Source organism: Zobellia uliginosa, from assembly GCF_018860745.1.
GTDB lineage: Bacteria > Bacteroidota > Bacteroidia > Flavobacteriales > Flavobacteriaceae > Zobellia > Zobellia uliginosa_B.
This window is the reverse complement of record NZ_JAHKPY010000002.1, coordinates 542,946-567,819: the sequence shown is the minus strand read 5'-3', so window position 1 is coordinate 567,819 and position 24,874 is coordinate 542,946. Positions and strand designations below refer to the sequence as shown.

At 36.9% G+C, this 24,874-nt stretch carries 17 protein-coding genes; 8 read left to right on the top strand and 9 right to left on the bottom strand.

What is annotated here, in order from left to right; translation table 11 throughout:
* Positions 1–98 precede the first annotated feature (98 nt).
* The 5 genes from KO521_RS02840 to KO521_RS02820 all read right to left on the bottom strand — a co-directional run bounded on the left by KO521_RS02840 (position 99) and on the right by KO521_RS02820 (position 5,201).
* A complete protein-coding gene (locus tag KO521_RS02840; RefSeq protein WP_215938388.1) occupies positions 99–581 on the bottom strand; it encodes an ABC transporter ATPase in 483 nt (160 codons plus the stop codon).
* Between the two features lie 38 nt (positions 582–619).
* Positions 620–1,411, bottom strand: coding sequence for a (Fe-S)-binding protein (locus KO521_RS02835; RefSeq protein ID WP_215938387.1), 792 nt, complete (start codon positions 1,409–1,411; stop codon positions 620–622).
* A 51-nt stretch (positions 1,412–1,462) separates the two neighbouring features.
* Positions 1,463–2,791 (bottom strand): (Fe-S)-binding protein, encoded by a 1,329-nt coding sequence (locus tag KO521_RS02830; protein WP_215938386.1) that lies wholly within the window; start codon positions 2,789–2,791, stop codon positions 1,463–1,465.
* The gene (locus KO521_RS02825; RefSeq protein WP_215938385.1) at positions 2,792–3,775 is read right to left on the bottom strand and encodes an MlaD family protein; all 984 of its coding nucleotides are present in this window, start codon (positions 3,773–3,775) and stop codon (positions 2,792–2,794) included. It abuts the gene before it with no gap.
* Positions 3,776–3,875: 100 nt separating this feature from the next.
* Complete coding sequence (locus KO521_RS02820; RefSeq protein WP_252729830.1) at positions 3,876–5,201, bottom strand: N-acetylmuramoyl-L-alanine amidase family protein; 1,326 nt, start codon at positions 5,199–5,201, stop codon at positions 3,876–3,878.
* A gap of 105 nt (positions 5,202–5,306) precedes the next feature.
* On the opposite strand from KO521_RS02820, the gene KO521_RS02815 reads away from it, so the two are divergent.
* A complete protein-coding gene (locus KO521_RS02815) occupies positions 5,307–8,054 on the top strand; it encodes a putative LPS assembly protein LptD (RefSeq protein ID WP_215938384.1) in 2,748 nt (915 codons plus the stop codon).
* Between the two features lie 90 nt (positions 8,055–8,144).
* Entirely contained in the window at positions 8,145–8,525 is a 381-nt protein-coding gene (locus KO521_RS02810; RefSeq protein WP_215938383.1) for a RidA family protein, read from the top strand.
* A 60-nt stretch (positions 8,526–8,585) separates the two neighbouring features.
* Here the strand turns inward: KO521_RS02810 and KO521_RS02805 are convergent, their stop codons facing one another.
* From KO521_RS02805 to KO521_RS02790, 4 genes are all read right to left on the bottom strand, one after another.
* A complete protein-coding gene (locus KO521_RS02805; protein ID WP_215938382.1) occupies positions 8,586–9,437 on the bottom strand; it encodes an N-acetylglucosamine kinase in 852 nt (283 codons plus the stop codon).
* 82 nt (positions 9,438–9,519) lie between these two features.
* Positions 9,520–10,521, bottom strand: a complete 1,002-nt coding sequence (gene gap, locus KO521_RS02800; protein ID WP_215938381.1) for a type I glyceraldehyde-3-phosphate dehydrogenase — start codon at positions 10,519–10,521, stop codon at positions 9,520–9,522.
* A gap of 21 nt (positions 10,522–10,542) precedes the next feature.
* Complete coding sequence (pfkA, locus tag KO521_RS02795) at positions 10,543–11,529, bottom strand: 6-phosphofructokinase (protein ID WP_194526833.1); 987 nt, start codon at positions 11,527–11,529, stop codon at positions 10,543–10,545.
* A 275-nt stretch (positions 11,530–11,804) separates the two neighbouring features.
* On the bottom strand, positions 11,805–16,244 hold the full coding sequence (locus tag KO521_RS02790) for a translocation/assembly module TamB domain-containing protein (protein ID WP_215938380.1): 4,440 nt from the start codon (positions 16,242–16,244) through the stop codon (positions 11,805–11,807).
* Positions 16,245–16,301: 57 nt separating this feature from the next.
* Here KO521_RS02790 and tsaD point away from each other — a divergent pair, with 57 nt between their 5' ends.
* From tsaD to KO521_RS02760, 6 genes are all read left to right on the top strand, one after another.
* Entirely contained in the window at positions 16,302–17,357 is a 1,056-nt protein-coding gene (gene tsaD / locus KO521_RS02785) for a tRNA (adenosine(37)-N6)-threonylcarbamoyltransferase complex transferase subunit TsaD (protein WP_252729829.1), read from the top strand.
* A gap of 35 nt (positions 17,358–17,392) precedes the next feature.
* Entirely contained in the window at positions 17,393–18,100 is a 708-nt protein-coding gene (locus KO521_RS02780; RefSeq protein ID WP_215938379.1) for a 16S rRNA (uracil(1498)-N(3))-methyltransferase, read from the top strand.
* Between the two features lie 143 nt (positions 18,101–18,243).
* Positions 18,244–18,891, top strand: coding sequence for a DUF4159 domain-containing protein (locus tag KO521_RS02775; RefSeq protein WP_215938378.1), 648 nt, complete (start codon positions 18,244–18,246; stop codon positions 18,889–18,891).
* Between the two features lie 25 nt (positions 18,892–18,916).
* On the top strand, positions 18,917–20,017 hold the full coding sequence (locus KO521_RS02770; RefSeq protein ID WP_215938377.1) for an AI-2E family transporter: 1,101 nt from the start codon (positions 18,917–18,919) through the stop codon (positions 20,015–20,017).
* Positions 20,018–20,024: 7 nt separating this feature from the next.
* Positions 20,025–21,203, top strand: coding sequence for a class I SAM-dependent methyltransferase (locus tag KO521_RS02765; protein ID WP_215938376.1), 1,179 nt, complete (start codon positions 20,025–20,027; stop codon positions 21,201–21,203).
* Between the two features lie 323 nt (positions 21,204–21,526).
* Positions 21,527–24,865 (top strand): SusC/RagA family TonB-linked outer membrane protein, encoded by a 3,339-nt coding sequence (locus tag KO521_RS02760; RefSeq protein ID WP_215938375.1) that lies wholly within the window; start codon positions 21,527–21,529, stop codon positions 24,863–24,865.
* The last annotated feature ends 9 nt before the right edge of the window (positions 24,866–24,874 follow it).

Here is a 24,874-nt window from a genome sequence, read left to right as displayed (position 1 = left end):
TTGATCTATGGCAATAACTAAAAACTAAAGGGAATATTGCATTTCATCCGATATATATAATAAAATCAATACTTCAGGAATTGAAACTATATTTCATTTTACATGAAACGGGAGTGCCAGCTCTCAGAAGCAGGTACTTCCCAATGTTCCTGGTACTCCTGTTTATTAGTAACTAAATTATTGAAAACAATAGTATTTTTTGAAACTGCTTTCTGTTTGGCCATCTTTTTAAAATCTATCAACGATTTGTAAGCAACATGTTCGCCTTGCTTATAAGATACGTTCATCTTATCCAATAGCTCTACATTATACTTTTTTTCTAAATGTTGAATAAAATGTACAGATGCATCAATTGAACAACCAGAAGCAGCTGTTGCGCTCTGATCCAAAGCCAAAATAACAAAGCGTCTGTATCTAATTTCATAACCTGCTTTTAACTGACTTCCATGAGCAGTCCATTCGGTTATAAAATCATTGAGTTCTTTTTGTATTTCCTCTAACTCTGCATCCGTAAAGCTACGGTTACATTGATAGATCCAAATGCGCGAAGCATTAGGTAATGAGTTAAATTCTACTAGCATTTCTAAGTGTTCTAACTTGGGGTTGTTAAATTAGGGCATTACAAATCTTCTGCCGAAGCCATAAGCTCAGCTATATCCATTACTGCAATATCACCTTCCTTTTCTTTATTCTTTACTCCATCGGTCATCATTGTGTTGCAAAAAGGACATCCGGCAGCAATGATTTCTGGCTTGGTCTCCATTGCCTGTTCTGTACGCTCAATATTAATGTCCTTGTCTCCTTTTTCAGGTTCCTTAAACATCTGAGCTCCACCAGCACCACAACAAAGTCCCTTTTCCTTACAACTCTTCATTTCAATAAGCTCAGCATCCAACTTACGAATCAAATCCCTGGGTGCTTCATAAACATTATTTGCCCTACCTAAATAGCAAGGGTCATGATAGGTTATACGCTTCCCTTTAAATTTACCGCCTTCCAACGTAATTCTATTATCATCAAAAAGCGTTTTCAAGAATTGTGTGTGGTGAACTACTTCATAATGACCACCTAAACCAGGGTATTCATTTTTAATAGTATTGAAACAATGCGGACAAGCCGTAACAATTTTATTAATTCCGTAGGCATTCATTACCTCAATATTGGTAACTGCCTGCATTTGGAATAAAAATTCGTTTCCAGATCTTTTTGCTGGATCTCCCGTACAGCTTTCCTCTGTTCCCAATACGGCAAAGGAAACATTTGCCTTGTTCAATAATTGAACAAATGCTTTGGTGATTTTTTTTGCCCTATCATCAAAACTTCCTGCACAGCCAACCCAAAACAACACTTCTGGTTTTTGTCCTGCAGCAAAGAGTTCTGCCATTGTTGGAACTTTTAATTCGTTCGCCATTATAAAATATTCTAGTTCTAAAAAATTATTTGAGTAAACTCTACAGTTCGCTTATTCTTCTTTGGCCCAATTCAATCGGTCCATTTGATTAAAAGGCCATGGAGCACCATTGTTCTCCACATTACCCATCATATTGTTTAAATCCGTAGGTGCCGCAGATTCTTCCATCACCAAATATTGACGCATATCCATAATAATGGAGAGGGGATCAATACTTACGGGACAGGCCTGAACACATGCATTACAAGTAGTACATGCCCAAAGTTCCTCTCTACTTATATACCCGTCCAACAACTGTTTTCCATCGTCAACAAATTGCCCTTTATTGGCATCTATATTTTTTCCTACCTCTTCCAATCTATCCCTGGTATCCATCATGATTTTTCTGGGAGATAGTTTTTTGCCTGTTTGGTTAGCCGGACATTCATCCGTACAACGCCCACATTCGGTACAGGTATACGAATTTAAAAGTTGAACCCAACTCAAATCCGTAACATCCGAAGCACCAAATTTTGCCGGTTCAGCGGTATCATCTTCTGCAGGGGCGGCAAAAGGATCTGCAGATGGATCCATCATTAATTTAACCTCTGCAGTTACGGCATCTAAGTTTTTAAACTGACCCTTAGGTGCCAATTTCCCATAATAGGTGTTTGGGAAAGCCAAAAGTATGTGTAAGTGTTTTGAATAGTACAGATAGTTCAAGAAACACAGTATACCAATGATATGTAACCACCAAGCAGTACGTTCCAAAAGAATTAAGGAACTCATAGACATACCCTGAAAAAGTGGAGCTATAAACTGGCTTACAGGAAACATACCTGCTTCTGTATAATGTGCAGCACCCATTTGCTGTAATTGATAATCAGCACCGTTCATAGTCAAAAACAGGGTCATCAACACCAACTCTATATAAAGGATCAGATTACCATCCTTTTTGGGCCAACCCGCCATTTCGGGCTTAATAAACCTTTTAATGCGTATGATGTTTCTTCGCACCCAAAAGATAGTTACCGCTACAATTACCAATAATGCCAAAATTTCAAAAGAACCGATCAAGCCGTCATAAACTATTCCCAATGGAGCAAAAAGGCGGTGCGTTCCTAAGATTCCGTCTAAAATAATTTCTACTACTTCAATGTTGATAATGATAAAGCCCACATAAACGATAATATGCAAAAAACCAGCAATAGGGCGAACGACCATTTTACTCTGGCCCAAGGCTATTCTAGCCATATTCTTCCATCGCTGACCCGTATTATCGGAAACATCAACATCCCTGCCTAGTTTAATGTTCCTTGACAGGCGTTTTACATTTTTAGCAAAAAAGCCGATACCAGCTGTGAGTACGACTACAAAAATAATATTTGGTAGGTATTCCATTTATTGTTGCGGTTGTGGTTGTGGAAGCATTTGGTTAGCAGGGTCTTCTTCAGGAAGTTCATATTCCTTCTGTTTTTTACCGAAAACCGATACATTAACGTAGCGTTTTGGATTCAAACGAAAATCTTGTAACAAAAGATCCAATTCTCTAGAAGCATTATTTAAGTTTTCATAGAGCTCTTCATCTTTTACAAGTTTACCAAGCGTTCCGTTTCCGTTTTCTATATTGGCCATTAAAGAATTTAAATTACCCATAGTAGATTCTAGATTTGCTAAAGTGCGGCCTAAACCAGCATTATTTAAAGAATCGGATAATTTAGCGAAATTTGATGTCAATTCCTGAAAATTGTTCAGAGACTCGTTTAGCCTATTTTCATTACTACTCAAAATTCTATTAAGGACATCGGCACTTTTCTGAAAACTTGCAACCGTAGTATTAAGCCCACTAAGGGTTTGCCTTAAATCCAATTTGGCCTTTTCATCCAGAACTTCATTTACGTTCATTAGCAGACTATCTGCATTAGTAACTGCACCCTCTACTTTACGCTGTAACGGTGTTAATTGTTTTTGAACCAATTGAGTCAATCCCAATTGCACCTTACTTGGTAAAGTATCACCCGATTTTGCCATTGGAGACCCATCAAAAACAGGTTTCACCTGTATTCCCTTACCGCCGATAATACCTGTGTCATATAATTCTGCCGGACTGTTTTTTGAAAAGTCAAAATCACTCTTTATAAAAAGTTCTACCAAGAGGCTTCCACTATTGTCCTTGAATTTAACGCCAGTAACATTACCTACAATGAACCCGTTTATGGTTACCGGAGTTCCCACCTGTAGACCTCCAACTTCATTATAAACAGCGTATACGGTCTTTCCATCTTCAAATAACGGGGATGATTTTAAATAGCTAAAGCCTAAGATGAACAACAGTATACCGCCTATTACGATGATTCCTGTTTTGATTTCCCTGGATAGTTTCAAAAGGATCGATTTTGGGTTAATAAGAGACTTTGTTTAAAACATAGGTCTCTAACAAAATTAGAAATAAAATATGGAAGGTAGTTACTTATTAAGACGAAACCTACTTAAGACTATCTTTAAAAGGTATTCTTTTGCCGTCTCTATAGGCTACAATATATGACGTTGTATACCCTTTTGAATCCGCTTTGGATTTTAGCGTTTTTGCCTCATCTACTGAGCTAGCACTGCCGTAAACATATCTAAACAAACCTTTAAAAGGTTCCTTTTCAACACCATTTAACCCGTTGAAAGAAGATGGGCGTAATGGAATATTCTTGGCACTGGCCATAATCTGAACCTTATATACTACGTTGGGTTTGGCCTCTCTGCGTACGGTAGCCTCATCACGTCTTTTGGGTTTTTCTTTTGTGGAAACGACCTCCTTTTTATTTGCTTCTTCTATAATTTGTGTTGCCTTTTTCTTTTCTTCAACCACAGGAACTTCTGTGGTTTTTGCAACTGCAGGCTGATCTTTGATTTTTTCAGTAACTGTTTCGTTCTTCGGTTCTATAACCTCCTTTTTAACTACCTCGGGTTCTGGAGCTTCCGGTATGGAATTCGCAGAAAAATCCGCAACATTGGCCCTAACGCTTTTTTTATAGGTTAGAATGGCATCGGCAATAGATGTTGCCATATCATTTTGTCCTTTTTTAGAATTTAGATACGCACCCTCATCTTTGTTCGTCAAAAAACCAGTCTCCACCAAGACACTTGGCATAACCGTTTGGTGCAAAACAATGAAACCTGCTTGCTTTACCTTTCTATCGGTTCGCTTTAATTTATTCGAAAAATTATCCTGAATAGCTTTCGCAAGTGCAATACTCTGATCTAAAAACTCTTCTTGCATTATAGTAAGCCCTATAACAGATTCTGGAGAATTAATATCATAACCGGCATATTTAGACTTGTAATTATCCTCTAAGTAAATAACCGAGTTTTCTTTCTTGGCTATTTCAAAGTTCTGTTTATTGGCATGAAGCCCCAAAACAAAGGTTCCCGCACCATGGGCATTGGAAGTATGTGAATCACAATGTACCGAAACAAAAAGATCTGCATTAGCCTTGTTCGCTATTTGCCCGCGCTCATAGAGGTCTACAAATGTATCATCGTCACGAGTATATATAACTTTAATATCCGGATTCTTTTCTAGTAGAGCTCCAGTTTTCAAAACAATATTAAGAGCTATTTTTTTCTCTAAATACCCATTTCCCATATTCCCTGGGTCATGGCCACCATGCCCAGCATCTAGTACAACAGTGAACCTACCATCATCACTATCTTCGGTATTATTTTTGTGGAAAGAGGATAAAATTAGTGTTAAAAAAACTATAGGAAATAAAAGAAACCGTCTTACGCGCATATTCACACTGTATTTATTAGCCTTCATTAATGGTTAAATTTATGGTAACTCCCTGTATAGGGAACGAAAAATATATGTAAGTTTGAACTCCGAAAATAAAGCCAAACGGTTACAAAAATAGGATATATAGCCTTGCAATCAAATAAACATTTTTTTCTTTTACTGGCATTGCTATTAGTTGGCACATTCTCCTCACTTGCTCAAGAAGATGGTTTAATACCTCTACCCATTAAAGCAGAAAAGGATACAATTATTGCGCCACTCTTTCCCGACCCTGCTATTAAAGACAGTATTGTGGGCGATTCCTCCGCTTTAAAAACCAAGAACGGAAAGAAACCTCTTCTTCTAGACAAAATTAAATATAAGGCCAAAGATCATGTAAGGTTGAGCCAAAAAGACCAGAAGATATACTTGTATAACGAAGCCGAGATATATTATCAAGATACTGAATTGAAGGCTGGTATTATTATCATGGACTACATTAAAAATGAAGTTTATGCCGGTAGAATTAAAGACTCCTTAGGAAATTATACCCAGCTTCCTTATTTTAAACAAGGTGATAACGAAGTAAGACCGGATAGTATTCGTTTTAATTTTGACACTCAAAAAGCACTGATTTGGAACTCCAGAACAGAGCAACAGGCCGGTTTGGGTCAATTGGGAAGTGACGCAATGAAAGTTTATGCCGAAATCACAAAAAAAGAGAATGATTCGGTTTATTTTTTACATGAGGGAAAACTAACAACCTCCGCAGATACCATTAACCCGGATTATTATATTAGAATCAGAAAAGCCAAATTTGTCCCTAAAAAGAAAGTAATTGCTGGATTCAGTAACCTTTACATTGCAGATGTCCCAACACCCATTGCATTACCTTTTGCTTATTTTCCATTAACCGTAGGACGGTCAGCAGGTGTAATGATGCCTACTTTTGGCAACGACCCGGATAGGGGTTACTTTTTGCAGAACGGAGGGTATTACGTACCATTTTCCGAGTATGCGGATATTACTCTAACGGGCGATTTCTATACCAACGGAAGTTATGGCTTTAGAACACAAAGTGTGTATACTAAGCGCTATCGTTACCGTGGTAACGTTAATTTTAGGTATGAGAACCTGGTAACAAGTCAAAAAGGATTTGATGACTATAGCAACAGTAAGGTCTGGAATATACAGATATCTCATTCACAAGATACTAAAGCAAGCCCTAACTCTAGATTTTCGGCATCGGTGAACCTGGGAAGTAGTTCATATTATCAAAACTCATTGAACCAGGTAAACCTGCCACTCACGCAAAACAACAACCTGTCATCATCCATTTCATACTCAAAGACATTTCCCTCGTATCCGTCAGTTAACATGAGCCTTACTGCCAGCCATTCTCAAAATACGAGTCCTGCGGCACGGGAAGACCCTACTATAGACAATATACAAATGACGCTACCAACTTTTCAGGCTAGTATGGAACGTATATTTCCATTTGCAAAAAAAGACGGTATAAAAAAAGGAGTGATTCAGAACATTAATTTTCAATATGATGTAAACGCCCGTAACTCCCTTACTACAAATGATGAAGATTTCCTAAAAGCTGCCATGTTCGACAATGCTTTAGTGGGAGCTAAACACAGAATTCCTATAAGCACCAACTTTAAAGTAGCTAAATTCTTTAGCGTTACTATGGGTGGTAGTTATGAAGATGTATGGGCATTGGAAACTTATACGCAACGTTATGAATTAGGTGAAGATGGCGCAATAGGCTCAGTAGTAAGAGATACTATTTCTGGTTTTGACCGTTACAACAAATACAATATGAGTGCCAGTATAGGTACAACGGTTTATGGTACTTTCGATTTTGGGGAAGATAAAAAAATACAAGCTTTACGGCACGTTATGAGACCATCTCTAAGCTATGGCTACTCCCCTTCTTTTGACCAGTTTTATGACGAATATCTAAACAATGATACTGGCGAAATTGTACAATACAGCCGTTTTGAAGGTACATTGAACGGTGCGCCAAGCTTAGGAAAAAGCAATAGTCTTAGCTTCTCTCTTGCAAACACTTTAGAAGCCAAGGTAAGAGATAAAGATTCAACAGCAACAGAAGCTAAAAAAGTCCCTATCCTAAGTAACTTTAACGTTTCTACAGGATATAATTTTGAATCCGATTCTTTAAAATTAAGCCCACTTAGAATAAATGGTGGTACTAATATTTTGGACAATAAAATGTCAATCAACTTTTCAGCGGGTTTAGACCCCTATGCTATTGATAACAACGGCAGAAGAATTGAAAAGTTCAATATAGATAACGGAGGAAGCCTTTTTAGATTGACCCAAGCGAACATAAACATTGGATATTCCATAGATAGTGAAACCTTTGGGCGAAGGAAAAAGGACGAAGAGGAAGAAGATGAAGAAACCGGTGCATATGACTATGTAGCACAAAGTGGTGGTAGGGATGATGACCTCTTTGGTAGAGCTGATAATTTTGATGATCGCCGTAGTGGAGACGATTACGATAAAGAAAAAGATGGAGATCTTGAAAACCCGCGTTATGGCACTAAGATTCCATGGAATTTCCGTTTGGCTTATTCCGCTAGCTACTTTAACTCTGCCAGACAGAACGAATTTAGTAGTCATTCTTTAATGTTTTCCGGTGATATTGAACTTTCACCTCGCTGGAAGGTAGGTGGTTCAAGTGGTTATGATTTTAAGAACAAAGGCTTTACCCTAACCCAATTACGTTTTGAAAGGGACTTAAAAAGTTTTAGAATGAACTTTAATTGGACACCTTTTGGACAGTACTCCAGGTGGTATTTCTTTATTGGTATAAAAAGTTCTATTCTTAGTGACTTGAAGTGGGAAAACCGAAGTCAGCGTTAAGTTAATAGAGCCATTTATAATACTGGTTTTTAATTGACGAAGAAAAGATGCTATTTTAATATTTTTCAATAAATAGAAAACTATAAAATCATGAAAAAGATAATTAACACTTCGAACGCCCCAGCCCCTATAGGTCCCTATAACCAAGCTGTCCTAAGCGGAGACACGCTGTATATTTCCGGTCAAATACCGTTAGACCCCAAAACAGGTGAGATCATTGCAGGTGATATTAAAAAGGAGGCACGCCAATCTATGGAAAATTTAAAAGCGATACTTACAGAAGCCGATATGACTTTTGAGAATGTAGTGAAAAGTTCAATTTTCTTAAGCGATATGAATCAATTTGCTCATGTAAACGAAGTTTATGCTTCTTATTTTAATAGCGAAACTGCTCCCGCTAGAGAAACGGTTGAAGTTGCGAATTTACCAAAGTTTGTAAATGTGGAAATTTCAATGATTGCCGTACGTTAACAAAAAATCAGGGCTTGATTATTCATCAAGTCCTGATTAGATTACGAAATCTCCTAAAGTTTAGATAGTCTCTGAATGGAACTCCATTAAACCTTCTATAGGTCTTTGTCTTATGACGCCAACAATTAGATCATTACGCTTCAATACTTCTATAAGTTCATCACGTAAATAATGCGCAATACTACCTACAAAGTTAATTGGCACTTTTGTGGCCAACTCAAACTGCATGATATAATTATTTACAAATTGCTGAAATCCCTTATCTATAACACCTTTGCAATACGGGTGCTCCTTGTTTTCGACTAAAAAGCGAGCAAAAGTAGCTAGATATGTATTTGGATTTGGTTGCTTGTATAAATTCTCTTTTATAACATCTGCATCTAAATCGTATTCTTTATTGAATTTAATACCCAAGTCTTGTGGCATTTTATGAAAATAATAGTCTCTAATCAATTTTCTTCCAAAAAAGTTACCACTACCATCATCCATAGGTATATAACCTAAAGAGGTTACTTTCTGAAACAATTGGTGACCATCATAATAACTACAGTTAGAACCAGTACCCAAAATACAGACTATACCTTGGTGACCAATTTTTGTAGTCGCGAATATAGCCGCATAAGTATCTTCTTTCACGTCTGCTTTTGCATTGGGAAAAAACTCTTTGAAAATCTCTCTTAAAAAAGTTTTCATACGCTCCGTTCCGCAACCCGCACCGTAAAAATGCAATCTAGAAACCTTTTCTTTATTTTTTGAAAGCTCAAAATTATTGGCCAATCTGTCTTCGATTACTTCCCTTGTCAACACTTCAGGACTTAAACCTAAGGTTTGGGTCATAAATAACTGCTCGCCCTTTTCGTCCAAGGCAATCCAATCAGATTTTGTGGCACCACTATCTACAATTAAAATCATAATGTTCGTTTAAAAAAATAATCCTGAAAATAAGCAAAATATTGCCCACTCTCAGGATTACCATTAGTAATATTCTAAAAAATTATAAACTGGCAACGTGCTGAGTCAAATCTACCATTTTATTAGAAAAACCAGCCTCATTATCATACCAAGAAATTAGCTTAAAGAAACCAGGGTTTAGTTCAATACACGCCTCGGCATCAAAGATGCTTGTTCTTGGATCACTTACGAAATCTTGAGACACTACGCTCTCATCCGTATAACCCAACACACCTTTTAACTCGCCTTCAGAAGCTGCCTTAAAGGCTTTTTTAATATCATCTAAAGATGTTTGCTTACTGACTCTTACCGTTAAATCTACCACTGAAACATCAGCAGTTGGCACTCTAAAGGCCATACCAGTAAGTTTTCCTGTTAAAGCAGGTATAACTTTAGTCACCGCAATTGCAGCACCAGTAGTTGAAGGTATAATGTTCAACATTGCCGATCTACCTAAACGGTAGTTCTTTCTAGATGGTGAATCTACAGTGAACTGAGTTGAAGTACTTGCGTGAATCGTAGTCATTAACGCTTCCTCTATTCCAAAACTATCATTTAAAACTTTGGCCACCGGTGCCAAACAGTTTGTAGTACAAGATGCATTTGAAACAATTACATCTGAAGCCTTAACTTCGTTATGGTTTACACCCATTACAAACATTGGCGCATCTTTCGAAGGAGCAGAAATAACTACTTTTCTGGCACCACCATCAATATGGTATTGTGCAGTTTCCAAAGTTGTAAAGATACCAGTACACTCAGCAACTATTTCAGCGCCAACTGCATCCCACTTAATACTTTTAGGGTCACGTTCTGCTGTGATTCTTACTGTTTTACCGTTTACGACCAAGTGACCATCTTTTACCTCAACAGTACCTTCAAACTTTCCATGTACGGAATCATATTTTAAAAGGTAGGCCAAATGCTCAACATCCAACAAATCGTTGATTGCTACTACATCTACACCTTCTCTTTTTACAGTTTCTCTAAAGACCAATCTTCCGATACGGCCGAATCCATTAATTCCTATTTTTAAATCTGACATGCTCTTTTGTTTTGAATTAAATTATGTTGTCATTATTTCTGAAACTCGAATAAGCTCCTTATCTATTTTTGTATGACCCTTAATGGCCTTACTGATCGGAGTTAATATAATCTTGTTGTTCTGGATACCAACCATAAAATTAGTTTGGCCTTCCAACAAACTTTCTACAGCCTTAACTCCCATTCTACTTGCCAACACTCTGTCATAACAAGACGGGGAACCACCACGCTGCATGTGCCCTAATACAGACACCCTAACATCATATATTGGCAAATGTTCTTCTACATATTCCTTAAGTTCAAAGACACTCTTTCCAATCTTATCACCTTCGGCAACTACTACAATACTAGAAGATTTCCCTGATTTTTTACTACGTTTCAAAGACTCAAGCAAACGCTCAAGACCACGGTTAGCCTCAGGTATGAGAATTTCTTCAGCACCTGCACCTACACCAACGTTTAAAGCAATATGACCCACGTCTCTACCCATAACTTCTACAAAGAAAAGTCGGTTATGGGAACTGGCCGTATCCCTTATTTTATCAATTACATCTACTACAGTATTCATGGCCGTATCAAAGCCCACTGTATTAGATGTACCAAATATGTCATTATCTATTGTACCAGGAATACCAATGATCGGAAAGTGATACTCTTGATTGAATACCATAGCTCCGGTAAAACTACCATCACCTCCAATTACCACAAAAGCATCAATACCTTCTGCTTGTAATTGCTCATAAGCCTTCTTACGGCCTTCTGGAGTTCTAAAATCGTCACAACGGGCAGATTTTAGGATAGTACCACCCTTGTTTATAATGTTGTTAACGCTCCTAGCGTCCATAGGCTTAAAATCACCTTCTATCATGCCCTGATATCCTCTATAGATACCTACGCAATCTACTTTCATGTAGGCACAAGTTCTAACAACTGAACGTATTGCTGCATTCATACCGGGAGAATCTCCACCAGAGGTTAAAACACCTATTTTCTTTATTTCTGAAGCCATTAAAAAAAACTAAGTCGCAAAACTAACAAACTTATTTGAATTCCAACTGTCTTATCCTTCTAATTTAACGTCATGATAACCTAGCTCACATTTTCTTAATTTTTTCTTTAAATTATAACAAATTTACACTCAAAAACTGCTTTAAATTGAGAATTCAATAATTTGAGGTTTTACCAGAAACTATAACGTTTTCGCAAGTTTTCAGTGGTTTTTGTACTGCGGGATAGCCGCAATTACAGTAGTAGTCTGGTGTTCTTTTTTTAACTCAAACGGTTTTATTTCAACCGTTTATTTTTTGGATAGAATTTCAGCAAGCTATCTTTGCCCATTACCGCAGTAGGAACTTCATTAGGTCTGGGAATTTTCTCTTTTGGAACTTCTTTCTCTTCTTTTCTAAGAATTTTCTGAAAAAGCTCCCTAAAACTATTAAAATCTACTTCATAAGAAATACCCACACCTTGAGTATATCCTAGTCTATCCGCTAAATATTCTTGTATTTCGTTCTCTCTGTTAAAAAACTTGGCACTCAACGTTCCTTCTTCATTAAGCAACAATTGAATTTCAAAATCACCAGCTACAACCGTTTCCGTAGTACCACCCACAGGCACACCTACTTTGCCATTAAAGAGTAAACGATCACTAATCTGAGTGGACACAGTTACTCCAATCCTGTTCTCAGTTTGGTAATCTGCACTTCTGTCCAGAATACCTTGCTCGTAAGACAGCCCTAGGTTAAACTTGTCATTGTTCCCCAGCACCTGATTTAGCAACCCTGAAGCAGATTGTAATAAGTTTCCAGTCACTGCCTGCTGGTCAATTCCCGTCTGGTCGTTTACGAAAGACCCCTGAGCTAATAAAAAGAGTGCATTTCGTTCTTCAACCGTTGGATCCTGAAGACGATACTCCAATTCTGACTTTACAATGGAATTCGTGCCTGGGAAATCAATATTAAATTCAATATCCGGACTCTCCAAATCATCCGTTAACTTAATAACCACTTCTGTTGGTATTCTTCTGGTATATCCCGGATTATCCAATAAAGGTGCAGGATTTGCATTTAATGCATATACCGCCTCTAGTCCTAAAGTTGCTTTAAGGGGCTCACGATCCCAAACGATGGTGCCTCCCGGCTTTACTTGAAACGTCTTGTTGATTACTCCTCCAAATTTATAATTATACTGCCCTTCTACAACAACGAAATCACCATACATTTCAAATGCACCACGAGTATTGATCCTAATCAACAGAATTCCTACTCCACTACCTTTTAATGAACTTCCTGTTTTGGTATCCGTTACGATTTCTACTTCGGCATCTGGTGTAACATCTAAATCAAAAGTAAGCTCCAGACCTTGGAACTCATCAAGAACACGTTCCTCTTCTACATGGTTCAATTCATTTTTTTCAACAAAATTGATAAAGGAATAATCTCCAATAGAAGCCACGTCACTTAGTGGAATTTTCAAGGATGTACCTCTAGCCGTTTTACCTTCGACCTTTATATTCAGAGCCTTTGTAGGACCAAAAATCCTGCCTTTTCCATCTAAATAACCTGTTCCATAGTACAGGACTTCTTCTTCAAATTCCGTATCCAGAATAAGAAGTCGGTCATTTTTGGTATCTACATTTAAATCAAGAAGCCAATTATCAAAAAAGGAGTGACTAATAGTACCATCCAAAGTGGCCTTGGTGTTTCTAGCTACATCTGTTATTCTAATCTGGTCAAAGTCAAAAGTTTGCTTATCCAGATTTACCCTAGAATTCGCCGCAAAATTATAATCTACATTCAAGTACGGTATGCCCAAACCGGCATCATCTAAGGTAAGAACACCACTAAAATCAGGGTTATTCACTGTGCCTTGTATGCGGGCATTACCACTAACAAACCCACGTATATGGCTAATAATGTTCTCACCCAAAGGGGCAAATGGCTTTAAATCAAATTTATCCAAACTTACCAGAAGATTGGCTTTAGGTATTTCTTCTTTATTTATAATATTACCAACAACGCTCAACTTTTCTACACCCTCATCCTTAATTTGAGAATTTACGGCGAACTCCGTTAGATCTTTATTACCAACAATACCCACGGTTAAATCCCCTAAACGCATATCATTAATAGAGAAATCCTCTACGGCAAGATTAGAGGACGGGAGATAGATGTTATCTTTTTGAAGTATGTTTAACGTACCGTTTACCTCACCTTGTAATTTAAGACTATCTATTGCCGGAGTTATTTTATTAAGAGAAACGATTTTAAACTGTAGCTGCAAATCTTTATAAGTAGAATCTGCTAATTGGCCCTTAAGCCTAATTTGCTCCTGAGCACTATTGTTCATTACAATCTCACGGATATCAATACTATCTAACGTGCGGTTTACCACTACTTTATTCTTGTTGTCCCCATCTTTATTCAGCACCCACTTGTTACCCTTAAAATTGATATCCGAAGTCTTTAAGCCTATAACAGACTTATTATCCTTATTAAAGGTGTGATAAAAATTAAGATTGTAACTGTCATTTAAGTCGCTACCTCCTTTAAATTCAGTTCTAAAAAACAAAGTGTCTTTTAACGTGGTATTAATTAAATTGAAATCCTTAACGTCATAATAGTTTGTAGAGAGATCACTAACAGAAATATAGGTGTTGAACAAAGGGTTTTTGTTATCAATTTTAACATCAATATTATCCGCTTCATTGCCAAAGGCAACTATACTGGGCGATTTGAAATTTAACTTAAAATCACCCTCATCTGCAACAATATTCCCTTTTATAAAAGTATTGGGATCAAATTTAACCTCGGGAAAAAAGACGTCTACAATTTTATTATAAATCTTAAAATTAAAAGCAAGGGTTTGCCCTCCCGAAATATTAAATGGCCTATAATTAGTATAAATGCTACCCAGGGAGTTTTGAACCAAACGCCCAAGTTCCGCTACTTTAAAACGCCCTTTCATATACCCCGTAATTATATCCGGTGAGTTGATATCAATAACACGAATACCACTTTCCTCAAAGATAGAAGACACCTTAAAGTCTTCAAAATAATAGGTGTCATTCTTATTCTGAAAAATAGTTTTTGTAAACTTAACGTCACCCACCAGATTATCTAGCGTATTTCCGGTAACATCCATATTTACATTCCCTTTAAAAATGGAAATACTGTCTTTTATGAAGTTTAATTTATTTAAATCAGCATAATCAACCGATGCTATAAAATTAAAGTCGTTCCGGTCTTCTCCAAAATCAGCCAATCCCTTAAAGCTGAACTTTACATTCTCATCATTACTCAAAAGTGTACCATCAAACAATTGCTCCTTTAAGATTCCGGAGACCTTAAGGTCATTATACTCGTAATTATTGAATTCTACCGAGTACACTTCCCCTATTACCTCTGTATTTAGTGTTTCTTGTACAAACCCTTTACCTTCAACATTAAAATCCAGTGAGGTTTTGCCCAATCGTTTATTTTCGGCAAAATCCCCAAGATCAAAATCTATAAGAGAAACAAAACCTTTGTAGGTAGCGTTATCTATATTGTTAATATCAGAAAGTTCTAAATCTGCATAACTACTACCAATTGCCGTATTTAGGTTTACCTTGGCATCTATGGAATTTTCAGTAACCACAGTATTACCCCGAATGGTGAACTGTCCTAATTTCTGAAACGAAGAAGGTAATGACTTGCCTAGAATATTAGGCATTAGCGAACGTAACTCATAGTAGCTAGAGGTTACATTTTTCATATCTGCCCGCATGACAAACGGTAGCTTCCTAACAAAAAGATTTTTAAAGTTGAAATCTCCCCTTATTCCTGTATTATCTGATTGTACAAAAAGCTCAGTCGTGTTCAGATTATTTAACACACCGCTTACTTTAGAAGAAAAATTAACCTTTTTACCTTTTCCAAATTGATCATAAAGCAGGTTGATTTCGTCAAAAGCCACTTCAGATTCTACAAACTCCGCATTTAAGTTTACCTTATTTAAAAAATCCGCAAAGTCTTTACGCTCGTAATCAAAAACCAAATCTCCTTTTAAATGTGAGCCTATGGTTTTAATGCGTAGCGAATCAAAACGCATCTGTTGCTTGGTATACTTAAAGTCCGTAGACATCTCTTTTACATTAATACCACGCTGACTATTGAAAGCCATAGTATTTATCTTTGCTGATACCTGAGGTCCTAAGATTTGAAAATCAGTTGCCCCTATATTCAATTCCTCAAAATCCAGTAAGAGTTCGTTTTCAAAGTTTTCGTCGATCAAACGAAAATTACTATTTGATATCTGAACGTCCGAGGAGGAGAAAAAGAAGGGTTCCGTACCTGGTTTCCTAGGTTTACCATCATCAAACTTATCTATGAATACCTCTAGATTTGTGTTTCTATTGTCCAGATAGGTTTTCAACTTAAAGTCAAGTTCATCAATTTTAATATCACCAAATTCCAACTTTCCCTTACTTAGATTACGAACACTAAGAATTGAAGTGGTTAGCTTATTTACGTAGAAAATGGTGTCTTTCTTATAATCTTCAATATAAATACCCTCCAGATTGGTATCCCAGGTAATTAAAGAAATCCGAAGCTTGTCAATATTAATATTAGTACCAAAATCCTTGTTAATGGTATCTGTAGCGTACTTAGCAAAACTGGTCTGAACGAAAGGCAACGAAAGGATGACCGTACCCAAAATACAGATCAACACGAGGACCATCATGGTTCTAATCAGTATTTTTCTAAGTTTTTTGATAGGTCTTTATGTTTTACCTTTGCGATGTCAACTTTTATTCCAAACTTGGTGAAAAACGAAACTATTTATATTCTTTCTATAGAATCTTCTTGTGATGACACTTCCGCTGCTGTTTTAAGCAATAAAAAAGTACTTAGCAATGTAACCGCCACTCAAAAGATTCACGAGGAATATGGTGGTGTTGTACCTGAACTTGCCTCACGGGCTCACCAACAAAACATTGTTCCTGTTGTACACCAAGCTTTGAATAAAGCAAATATCGACAAAAAACTAGTATCTGCCATAGCTTTTACGCGTGGTCCTGGATTGATGGGTTCACTTCTTGTAGGAACCTCTTTTGCCAAGTCACTTTCCCTTGGCCTAAACATTCCTCTTATTGAGGTAAATCATATGCAAGCGCACATATTGGCGCACTTCATTGAAGGGCAGCCAGATGGCAATCCGGAATTCCCTTTTTTAGCTATGACCATTAGTGGTGGCCACACACAAATTGTACTCGTCAAAGACTATTTTAACATGGAAATACTAGGCGAAACCCTTGATGATGCCGTAGGCGAAGCCTATGATAAAAGTGCAAAAATTTTAGGCCTACCCTACCCTGGTGGCCCATTGGTAGACAAATATGCCCAAAAAGGAAATCCAAAGGCATTTCTTTTTCCAAAACCAAAGGTAGACGGACTGAACTTTAGTTTCAGCGGATTAAAAACAAGTATTCTATATTTTATCCAAAGGGAAACAGCCAAAAACCCAAATTTTGTAGAAGAGAACCTTAATGACATCTGTGCATCTATCCAAAAGACCATAATTAATATCCTAATGGATAAACTCAAAAAAGCCGTAGAGCAGACCGGCATTACCCAAATAGCCATTGGAGGTGGGGTGAGTGCTAATTCTGGGATTAGAAATGCTCTTAAAATAGCAGAAAAAAATAGAGGCTGGAAAACATTCATACCAAAATTTGAATATTGCACGGATAATGCAGCTATGATAGGTATAGTAGGCCATTTAAAATACCAACAAAACGAATTTGCCAAGCAAGACGTTTCCGCTAAAGCGCGATATGTACTATCTTCCAAGTAAGCTCAAAAAGTTCAATTAGTTTATATACTTGCCCTATGCAGTTATTTTACAATCCCGATTTAGACAAAAGTATTTCCCAATTTACCTTCTCACGTGAAGAAAGTAGGCATATTGTAAAAGTTCTACGGAAAAAAGAAGGAGACATCCTCCACATTACTAACGGGAAGGGATATATTTTTGAATCTGAAATTTTGTTGGCAGATCAAAAAAGATGTAAAGCTCAAATTATTTCAACCAAAAAAAAACACGCAAAAGCTCATTGGCTACACATAGTCGTTGCCCCTACAAAGAACAATGATCGACTGGAATGGTTCCTAGAAAAAGCCACAGAAATTGGCGTTAATGAAATTACCCCCATATTTTGTGATAGATCAGAACGGAAAGTCATAAAAAAAGAACGCTTGGAAAAGGTGATTCAATCTGCAATGAAACAAAGCTTACGATCCTACTTACCTAAATTAAATGATGCTATATCTTTTAAGGCCTTTATAGAAAAAGAGCAAAACGGACTATTATTTATTGCCCATTGCGAGGAGGAAGAAAAAGTGGATTTAAAACGAAGAGTGGCTGCGGACAAGGACGTAACTGTGCTTATAGGACCGGAAGGAGATTTTTCCCAGAACGAAATTAATATTGCGTACGAGAAAGGATTTTTACCGGTTTCCTTGGGAGAATACCGCTTACGTACCGAAACCGCTGCTATTGTTGCCTGCACAACAGTGAATATGATTAATAATGGATGATAGCATCAACACCTCGCAAGCCCCATTTCAACTCAATAACCAGTATTATAACTTGAGGACGATTTAAACAATAGACGGAAGAGAAATCCATTTCATCTTCATAATTCATACATTTGAGCAATTGATACTTAGCTCGCTCATAAATGAAACAACATATTTACTGCTTAGTTATTCTAACCCTCGTCACAACTCAACTACATGCGCAAGATGTAGCTATTTTAAAATATAATGGAGGAGGAGATTGGTACGCCAACCCTACGGCATTGCCCAATCTCATAAAGTTCTGCAACAAAAATACTGGTACACAAATAAATGAAAAGCCAGAAACCGTTGAAGTTGGAAGCAGTACAATTTTTCAATACCCTTTTTTGCATATGACGGGTCACGGAAACGTTGTGTTTTCCGATGAAGAGGCCAAAAACCTAAGAACCTACCTCCTTTCTGGCGGGTTTTTACATATTGACGACAATTATGGAATGGCCCCCTACTTAAAGAAAGCGCTGGAGAAGGTTTTCCCGAACAACCCTTTAGTAGAAATTGGTAGAGACCACCCCATATTTAAAGAAATTTTTGAATTTCCTAAAGGACTGCCTAAAATTCACGAACATGATGGGAAACGCCCTCAGGCATTAGGTATTTTTCACGAGAATCGTCTTGTACTACTTTTTACTACCGAGAGTGATTTAGGAGATGGCTGGGAAGACCCATCTGTACACAACGACCCCAAAGAAGTAAGAACCAAGGCCCTACAAATGGGTGCCAATATCATGACGTATGCCTTCAAAAACTAGCCTCAAGTCAAAAATTAACAGCACAATGGACGCAAAAACGATCAGCCAGGGAATTTTACGCTCAGTAGGTATTATCCTAGGTGTAGCGCTGCTGCTTTACTTTTTATGGATGATTCAATCCGTAATCGCTTATCTGGCTATAGCAGCCGTAACCGCATTAATCGGGAGGCCCGTGGTCTTTTTCTTAAGACGTAAATTAAAAATACCTAACACGCTAGCTGTAATTATCACTATGGTCATCATGGTTGGTATTTTGGCCGGTATCATTGCTTTATTCGTGCCATTACTGACCGAACAAGGAAAAAACTTATCCCTCTTAGATATAGACCAATTAAAACTGAATTTAGAATCATTACACAACCAGATTGTAAATTTCATTGGAACAGCCCCCAATGTAGTTGATGAAATAATTGAAGAAACCGACTTTGAAAAAACTATTGTAGACAGTTTAAATATAGGTTTTATCCCCAATTTCCTAAATTCATTCTTAGACGTTTTAAGCACAGCAAGTATTGGTTTATTCTCAGTTCTTTTTATCTCGTTCTTCTTCTTAAAAGATAGTAACCTTTTGCAAAGTGGTATTTTGGCTTTTGTGAACAAGGACAATGAAAATAGAACCATACATTCTATAAATAAAATTAACAATCTTCTTTCAAGATACTTCGTTGGATTGCTGTTACAGATTTTTATTTTGTTCGTAATCTATACGATAACACTACTTATAGTAGGTATTGAAAATGCCATCGTTATTGCCTTCTTATGCGCACTATTTAACATCATTCCATACATAGGCCCAATCATTGGCGGAGTGATAATGATAGTACTTACTATGACCAGCAATTTAGGCATGGATTTCAGCACGGTTATATTACCTAAAGCAGGGTATGTTTTAATAGGATTGGCTATAGGTCAATTAGTGGATAATTTCTTCTCTCAACCTCTAATTTTTTCTAATAGTGTAAAATCTCATCCGCTCGAAATTTTCCTGATTATTATCATTGCCGGATTGCTCTTTGGAGTCGTAGGGATGATCGTTGCAGTACCAGGATATACAGCAATTAAAGTAATTTTAAAGGAGTTTTTATCCGAAAACAAGCTTGTTAAGTCACTAACAAAAAGTTTATAGTTTTAATTTGAATAAAAATATATTAAATACTGGTGTACAGGAATTTATAATAAAAAATAAGAACACTGACATCATGTCAGTATTGCTTAAAAAGCCGATTTTTGACGATGTTTCCAACAATGAACTTGTAGAACAGCTTGAAGCAAGGAAAAAATCTGAAAAAAAGCTACCAACTTGGTTTTCTGCCAGCAATATCTACTACCCCAACAAATTAAATATTGAGCAAACTTCTTCCGAAATTACAGCCAAATATAAAGCGGATTTAGTCAGTGGAAAATCACTTGTAGATGTCACCGGAGGACTAGGTGTGGACAGCTACTTTTTTAGTAAAAAAACAGAGCGTGTTTACCACTGTGAATTGAATGAAAATCTTTCTGAAATTGCAACCTACAATCTTAGGATTTTAGATGCTGAAAACGTACAAACCTATAATGAAGATGGTTTGTATTTTATAAAAAAATCCAATACTAATTTTGACTGGATATATGTTGATCCTTCACGAAGAAATGATTTAAAGCAACGCATTTTTTTATTATCGGATTGCCTGCCCAATGTAGTTGATAATTTAGATTTGATGCTCTCAAAATCGGATAACATACTGATAAAAACTGCTCCTTTATTAGACATTTCAGCAGGAATAAAAGAATTAGACCATATAAAAGAAATACACATTGTTGCTATACAAAACGACGTAAAGGAATTACTTTGGGTTCTGCAAAAAAAGTATCAGGGAAGTATCTCCATAAAAACTATCAATAAAACTTTAAAAGGTGACCAAACTTTTAATTTCAACATCCAATCTGAAAAAGAAGCCATATCTAAGTTTTCAGAACCCTTAATTTATCTCTACGAACCTAATGCAGCGATCCTAAAATCAGGCGCATTTAAAATCATTGGTCAAGCAAAGCAAGTAAAGAAACTACATACAAACACCCATCTATACACCTCGAACAGTCTGATTGATTTCCCAGGGCGAAGATTTATAATTGAAGTCATCCTCCCCTATAATAAATCGGCTTTAAAAAAAGCAAGAATCAAAAAAGCTAACATAACCACAAGGAACTTTCCCGAGAGCGTAGTCACCATTAGAAAAAAGATGAAAATTAAAGATGGCGGCGAAATTTATCTGTTTTTTACCAAAGATTTAAACGAAAACGTTGTAGTTCTACAGTGCAAAAGAGTTTAATTTTAACATTTGAATTTGCTTATTCGTTTTATTTGTAATATTTTTCCTTCATTTTTCAGTTAATCTTTGAAACAAATGAAGCATTGATCACTTGGAGTTCTAGATTCCATAACTCTCATTATATCAGTACTAAACAAAATTAAGAAAGCTCTAAATATATTGTAATTGCAACATTTGTCTTATTTAAACTGGTTAAGTTCTTCAAAAATAACTTATGCGTGTTTTTAACATACCCATATTATTATTACATTTATTTTTTGTTTTTCTTAACAAAAACACTGGAAAAATAAGGATTTAATAAACTAACAAACAACACTCACATTATGAATCAAAAACGCGATTACAAATCGTTAAGGTCCAAGAGTAAAATTTCCTCACTGGGAATTGGGCTTTTCTCAATGATGATTTGTACTGGGCCACAAAATGCCTTTGCAAATTCAAGTTCAAACCTTAAAATTGAGGTCAAGAACGTTTTTCAAACCACGGTAACAGGAACGGTTTTAGATAGCGGTGGAATTCCGCTACCTGGGGCAAATGTTGTGGTTAAAGGAACCACAAATGGAACTCAAACTGATTTTGATGGTAACTTCTCTTTAGATGTAGAAGATAATGCTATTTTAGTGATAAGCTATTTAGGTTTTGTTACTAAAGAAGTTCCTGTTGATGGCCAAAACACTATCAACATTACATTGGCTGATGATGCAGCCGCTTTAGATGAAGTTATTGTCACTGGTTATCAAACAGAAACTAAACGAGAAACAACAGCCGCAGTATCCATCGTAAAAGCAGAAGAGTTAGCCGCAATACCCTCCGGAAACGTAGAGCAACAATTACAAGGTAGGGTTGCGGGTGTAACAGTTATTACAAATGGTCAACCAGGAACTTCTAGTCAAATTAGAATTCGTGGTTTTGGTGCTTTTGGAGGTAATGAACCTTTATATGTAGTAGATGGGCTTCCTGTATCCAACACAGAATTCCTAAATCCGGATGATATTGAGACCACAACGGTCTTAAAAGATGCTGCCGCTGCTTCTATATATGGGGCAAGAGCTGCTAACGGTGTTGTAGTATATACCACAAAGCAAGGTAAGAGAGGAAAGCGCAAAACTGAAATGACAGTAAATATATCTAGTGGTGTTACCGACCCTAATGTTGGCGGAGCACTAGAAATATTAAGTCCTCAGGATCAAGCAAGGTATACCCACATAGCATATGAAAATGATGCAGCTGTGAGTGGTGACCCTGTTGACTACAGGCACCCACAATATGGCTCAAATGCTATTGCCACCCTCCCTGATTATTTATATGCAGATGGAGTGAGCGGAGTATCTGCCAGCCAGGTAAATCTTGCTCAGATACAAGCTAATTATGAGAATGACCCTGATAATACATTTTTAATAAAGCCTAACCTAGCAGGTACTAACTGGTATAAAGAGATTACTAGAATTGCTCCTATAAGTAGATTTTCTGTAGGCTTTGATGGCGGAACTGACAATGGTAGATTTTATTCTGGTATCTCCGGACAAAATCAATCAGGTATTTTACTTGAAAACGAATTTGTACGTTACACAGCTCGTTTTAACTCAGAATGGGACATAGCGCCTTGGTTGAGTATTGGTGAAAATTTTCAAGCCACTTATCGCTCTGTAACAGGAGGATTTGGTGGTGAAGGTGGTATTGGAGGAGCGAATGATGAATCTGTGATTCTTTCTGCAATTCGTATGCCATCAATAATTCCTGTATATGATGAGTTTGGCAGTTTTGCAAGTACCAAAGCAGCAGGTTTTGGTAACGCCCGTAACCCTGTTCGTGTTTTGAAAAATGACGATGGGGATGATAAGGCCTATGCAGTTGGAGGAACAGGTAATATATATGTTCTTTTAAAACCTGTTGATGGTTTAACTATTAGGTCAAGTCTTGGAGGAACCTATTCCAATTCTCATTATAACTCCTATTCCTATAAGTATTTGGGAGATTCTGAACCTCAAGCAAGTAATGGTTACAGTGAAGGTAGCAGCTATTTCTTCAGCTGGACATTTACCAACACAGCTAGTTATGACAAATTATTTGGGAAGCATCGTGTAAAAGCTTTAGCTGGTATAGAAGCATTAAATACTGGTATTGGACGTAACATAAACGGTTCTGGTATCAATCCTTTTTCTACAGATCTTGATTTCCAAAGTTTAAGTGTGGTACAAAGCCCAGTTGTTAACAGTAGCCAATTTAAAGGAGTAAACTTTTATTCTCTTTTTGGTAAGCTAGATTACAGTTTTGATGATAAATATTACATTACTGGAGTTCTTCGCCGTGATGGATCTTCTCGTTTTGGAGAAAATAATCGTTACGGTGTCTTCCCTGCAGTTTCTGGTGCATGGCGAGTAATTGCTGAGTCATTTATGCAGGATCAAGAAGTTGTTAGTGACTTAAAGTTCCGTGCTGGTTGGGGACAAATGGGTAACTCAAACAACGTAGACCCAAATAATCAATATTCACTTTATGCCTCTGATAGAAATTATTCTTTTTATCAGACATTAGGCCAAGCTTCTGGTACCAGTGAAGGTTTTGCAGCAAGCCGTATTGGAAACCCTGATGCCAAATGGGAGACCAGTACTACCTTAAATATTGGTTTTGACGCAAGTTTCTTCAATAACAAACTAGAATTTATTTTTGACTGGTGGCAAAAAGATACAGAAGATCTTCTTTATCAATTGCCTTTGCCTGGTGTTACAGGAAACTACGCTAGTGCACCTTCTGTAAACATTGCAACCATGTCTAACAAAGGGGTAGATTTTGAGATAATAGGTAGAGGTAACTTTACTGAGGATTTTTCTTTTGAAGCAAGAGTCACAGCTGCTTTTTTAACCAATGAAATAGAAGCATTAGCTCCTGGTCTTGAATTTTTTGATGGACCTTCTGTTAGAGATATCGTAGCTACTAGAAATGCAGTAGGACATTCTCTTTCTTCTTTTTATGGTTACAATGTAACAGGGTATTTCAATAGTCAAGCTGAACTTGATGCAAGCACCTATGTTAACGAAGAAGGTGATACGGTTGATGCTCAGGATGGGCAAGGTTTAGGCCGTTTTAAGTACGAAGATATAAACGGAGATGGTAGAATAACTTCAGATGACCGTAAATTTCTTGGTAGTCCTGTACCTGATTTTACTGGTGGTTTAACGCTTAACTTTAAATACAAAAAACTGGAATTCGAAACGTACTGGTATACGTCTATTGGAAATGAAATCTGGAACCAGACCAAATGGTATACTGATTTTTATGGTGTATTTGAAGGCTCGGCAAAAGGTCCAGCAGCTTTTAATTCTTGGACTCCAGAATTAGGGAATAACGCTGAAGTAGTAAGATGGGAAAGTGCCTCAAATTTCAGTACCAATACTGTAGGTAACTCATGGTATGTAGAAGATGGTAGCTACCTTAGATTACAAAGACTTTCTTTTTCTTACGATTTTAGAGGTGATCTGACTGATAAATTAGGGTTAACTAAACTTAAAATTGGTCTTTCAGCCAATAATATTTGGACGTATACTAACTATAGCGGTATTGACCCTGGTGTTGGTGGTGGTGCTGATACCAACTTTGGTATTGATATTGGGAACTATCCTGTAGGACCTCAGTACATGATCAATTTTGAAATTGGAATATAATTCCTTTAC

What these genes read in the sequence shown, in the direction of transcription:
- KO521_RS02840 (WP_215938388.1), bottom strand. Translation starts at nt 581, where the DNA reads ATGCTAGTAGAATTTAACTCATTACCTAATGCTTCGCGCATTTGGATC.
- KO521_RS02835 (WP_215938387.1), bottom strand. Translation starts at nt 1,411, where the DNA reads ATGGCGAACGAATTAAAAGTTCCAACAATGGCAGAACTCTTTGCTGCA.
- KO521_RS02830 (WP_215938386.1), bottom strand. Translation starts at nt 2,791, where the DNA reads ATGGAATACCTACCAAATATTATTTTTGTAGTCGTACTCACAGCTGGT.
- KO521_RS02820 (WP_252729830.1), bottom strand. Translation starts at nt 5,201, where the DNA reads ATGAAGGCTAATAAATACAGTGTGAATATGCGCGTAAGACGGTTTCTT.
- KO521_RS02810 (WP_215938383.1), top strand. Translation starts at nt 8,145, where the DNA reads ATGAAAAAGATAATTAACACTTCGAACGCCCCAGCCCCTATAGGTCCC.
- KO521_RS02805 (WP_215938382.1), bottom strand. Translation starts at nt 9,437, where the DNA reads ATGATTTTAATTGTAGATAGTGGTGCCACAAAATCTGATTGGATTGCC.
- gap (WP_215938381.1), bottom strand. Translation starts at nt 10,521, where the DNA reads ATGTCAGATTTAAAAATAGGAATTAATGGATTCGGCCGTATCGGAAGA.
- pfkA (WP_194526833.1), bottom strand. Translation starts at nt 11,529, where the DNA reads ATGGCTTCAGAAATAAAGAAAATAGGTGTTTTAACCTCTGGTGGAGAT.
- KO521_RS02790 (WP_215938380.1), bottom strand. Translation starts at nt 16,244, where the DNA reads ATGATGGTCCTCGTGTTGATCTGTATTTTGGGTACGGTCATCCTTTCG.
- tsaD (WP_252729829.1), top strand. Translation starts at nt 16,302, where the DNA reads ATGTCAACTTTTATTCCAAACTTGGTGAAAAACGAAACTATTTATATT.
- KO521_RS02780 (WP_215938379.1), top strand. Translation starts at nt 17,393, where the DNA reads ATGCAGTTATTTTACAATCCCGATTTAGACAAAAGTATTTCCCAATTT.
- KO521_RS02775 (WP_215938378.1), top strand. Translation starts at nt 18,244, where the DNA reads ATGAAACAACATATTTACTGCTTAGTTATTCTAACCCTCGTCACAACT.
- KO521_RS02770 (WP_215938377.1), top strand. Translation starts at nt 18,917, where the DNA reads ATGGACGCAAAAACGATCAGCCAGGGAATTTTACGCTCAGTAGGTATT.
- KO521_RS02760 (WP_215938375.1), top strand. Translation starts at nt 21,527, where the DNA reads ATGAATCAAAAACGCGATTACAAATCGTTAAGGTCCAAGAGTAAAATT.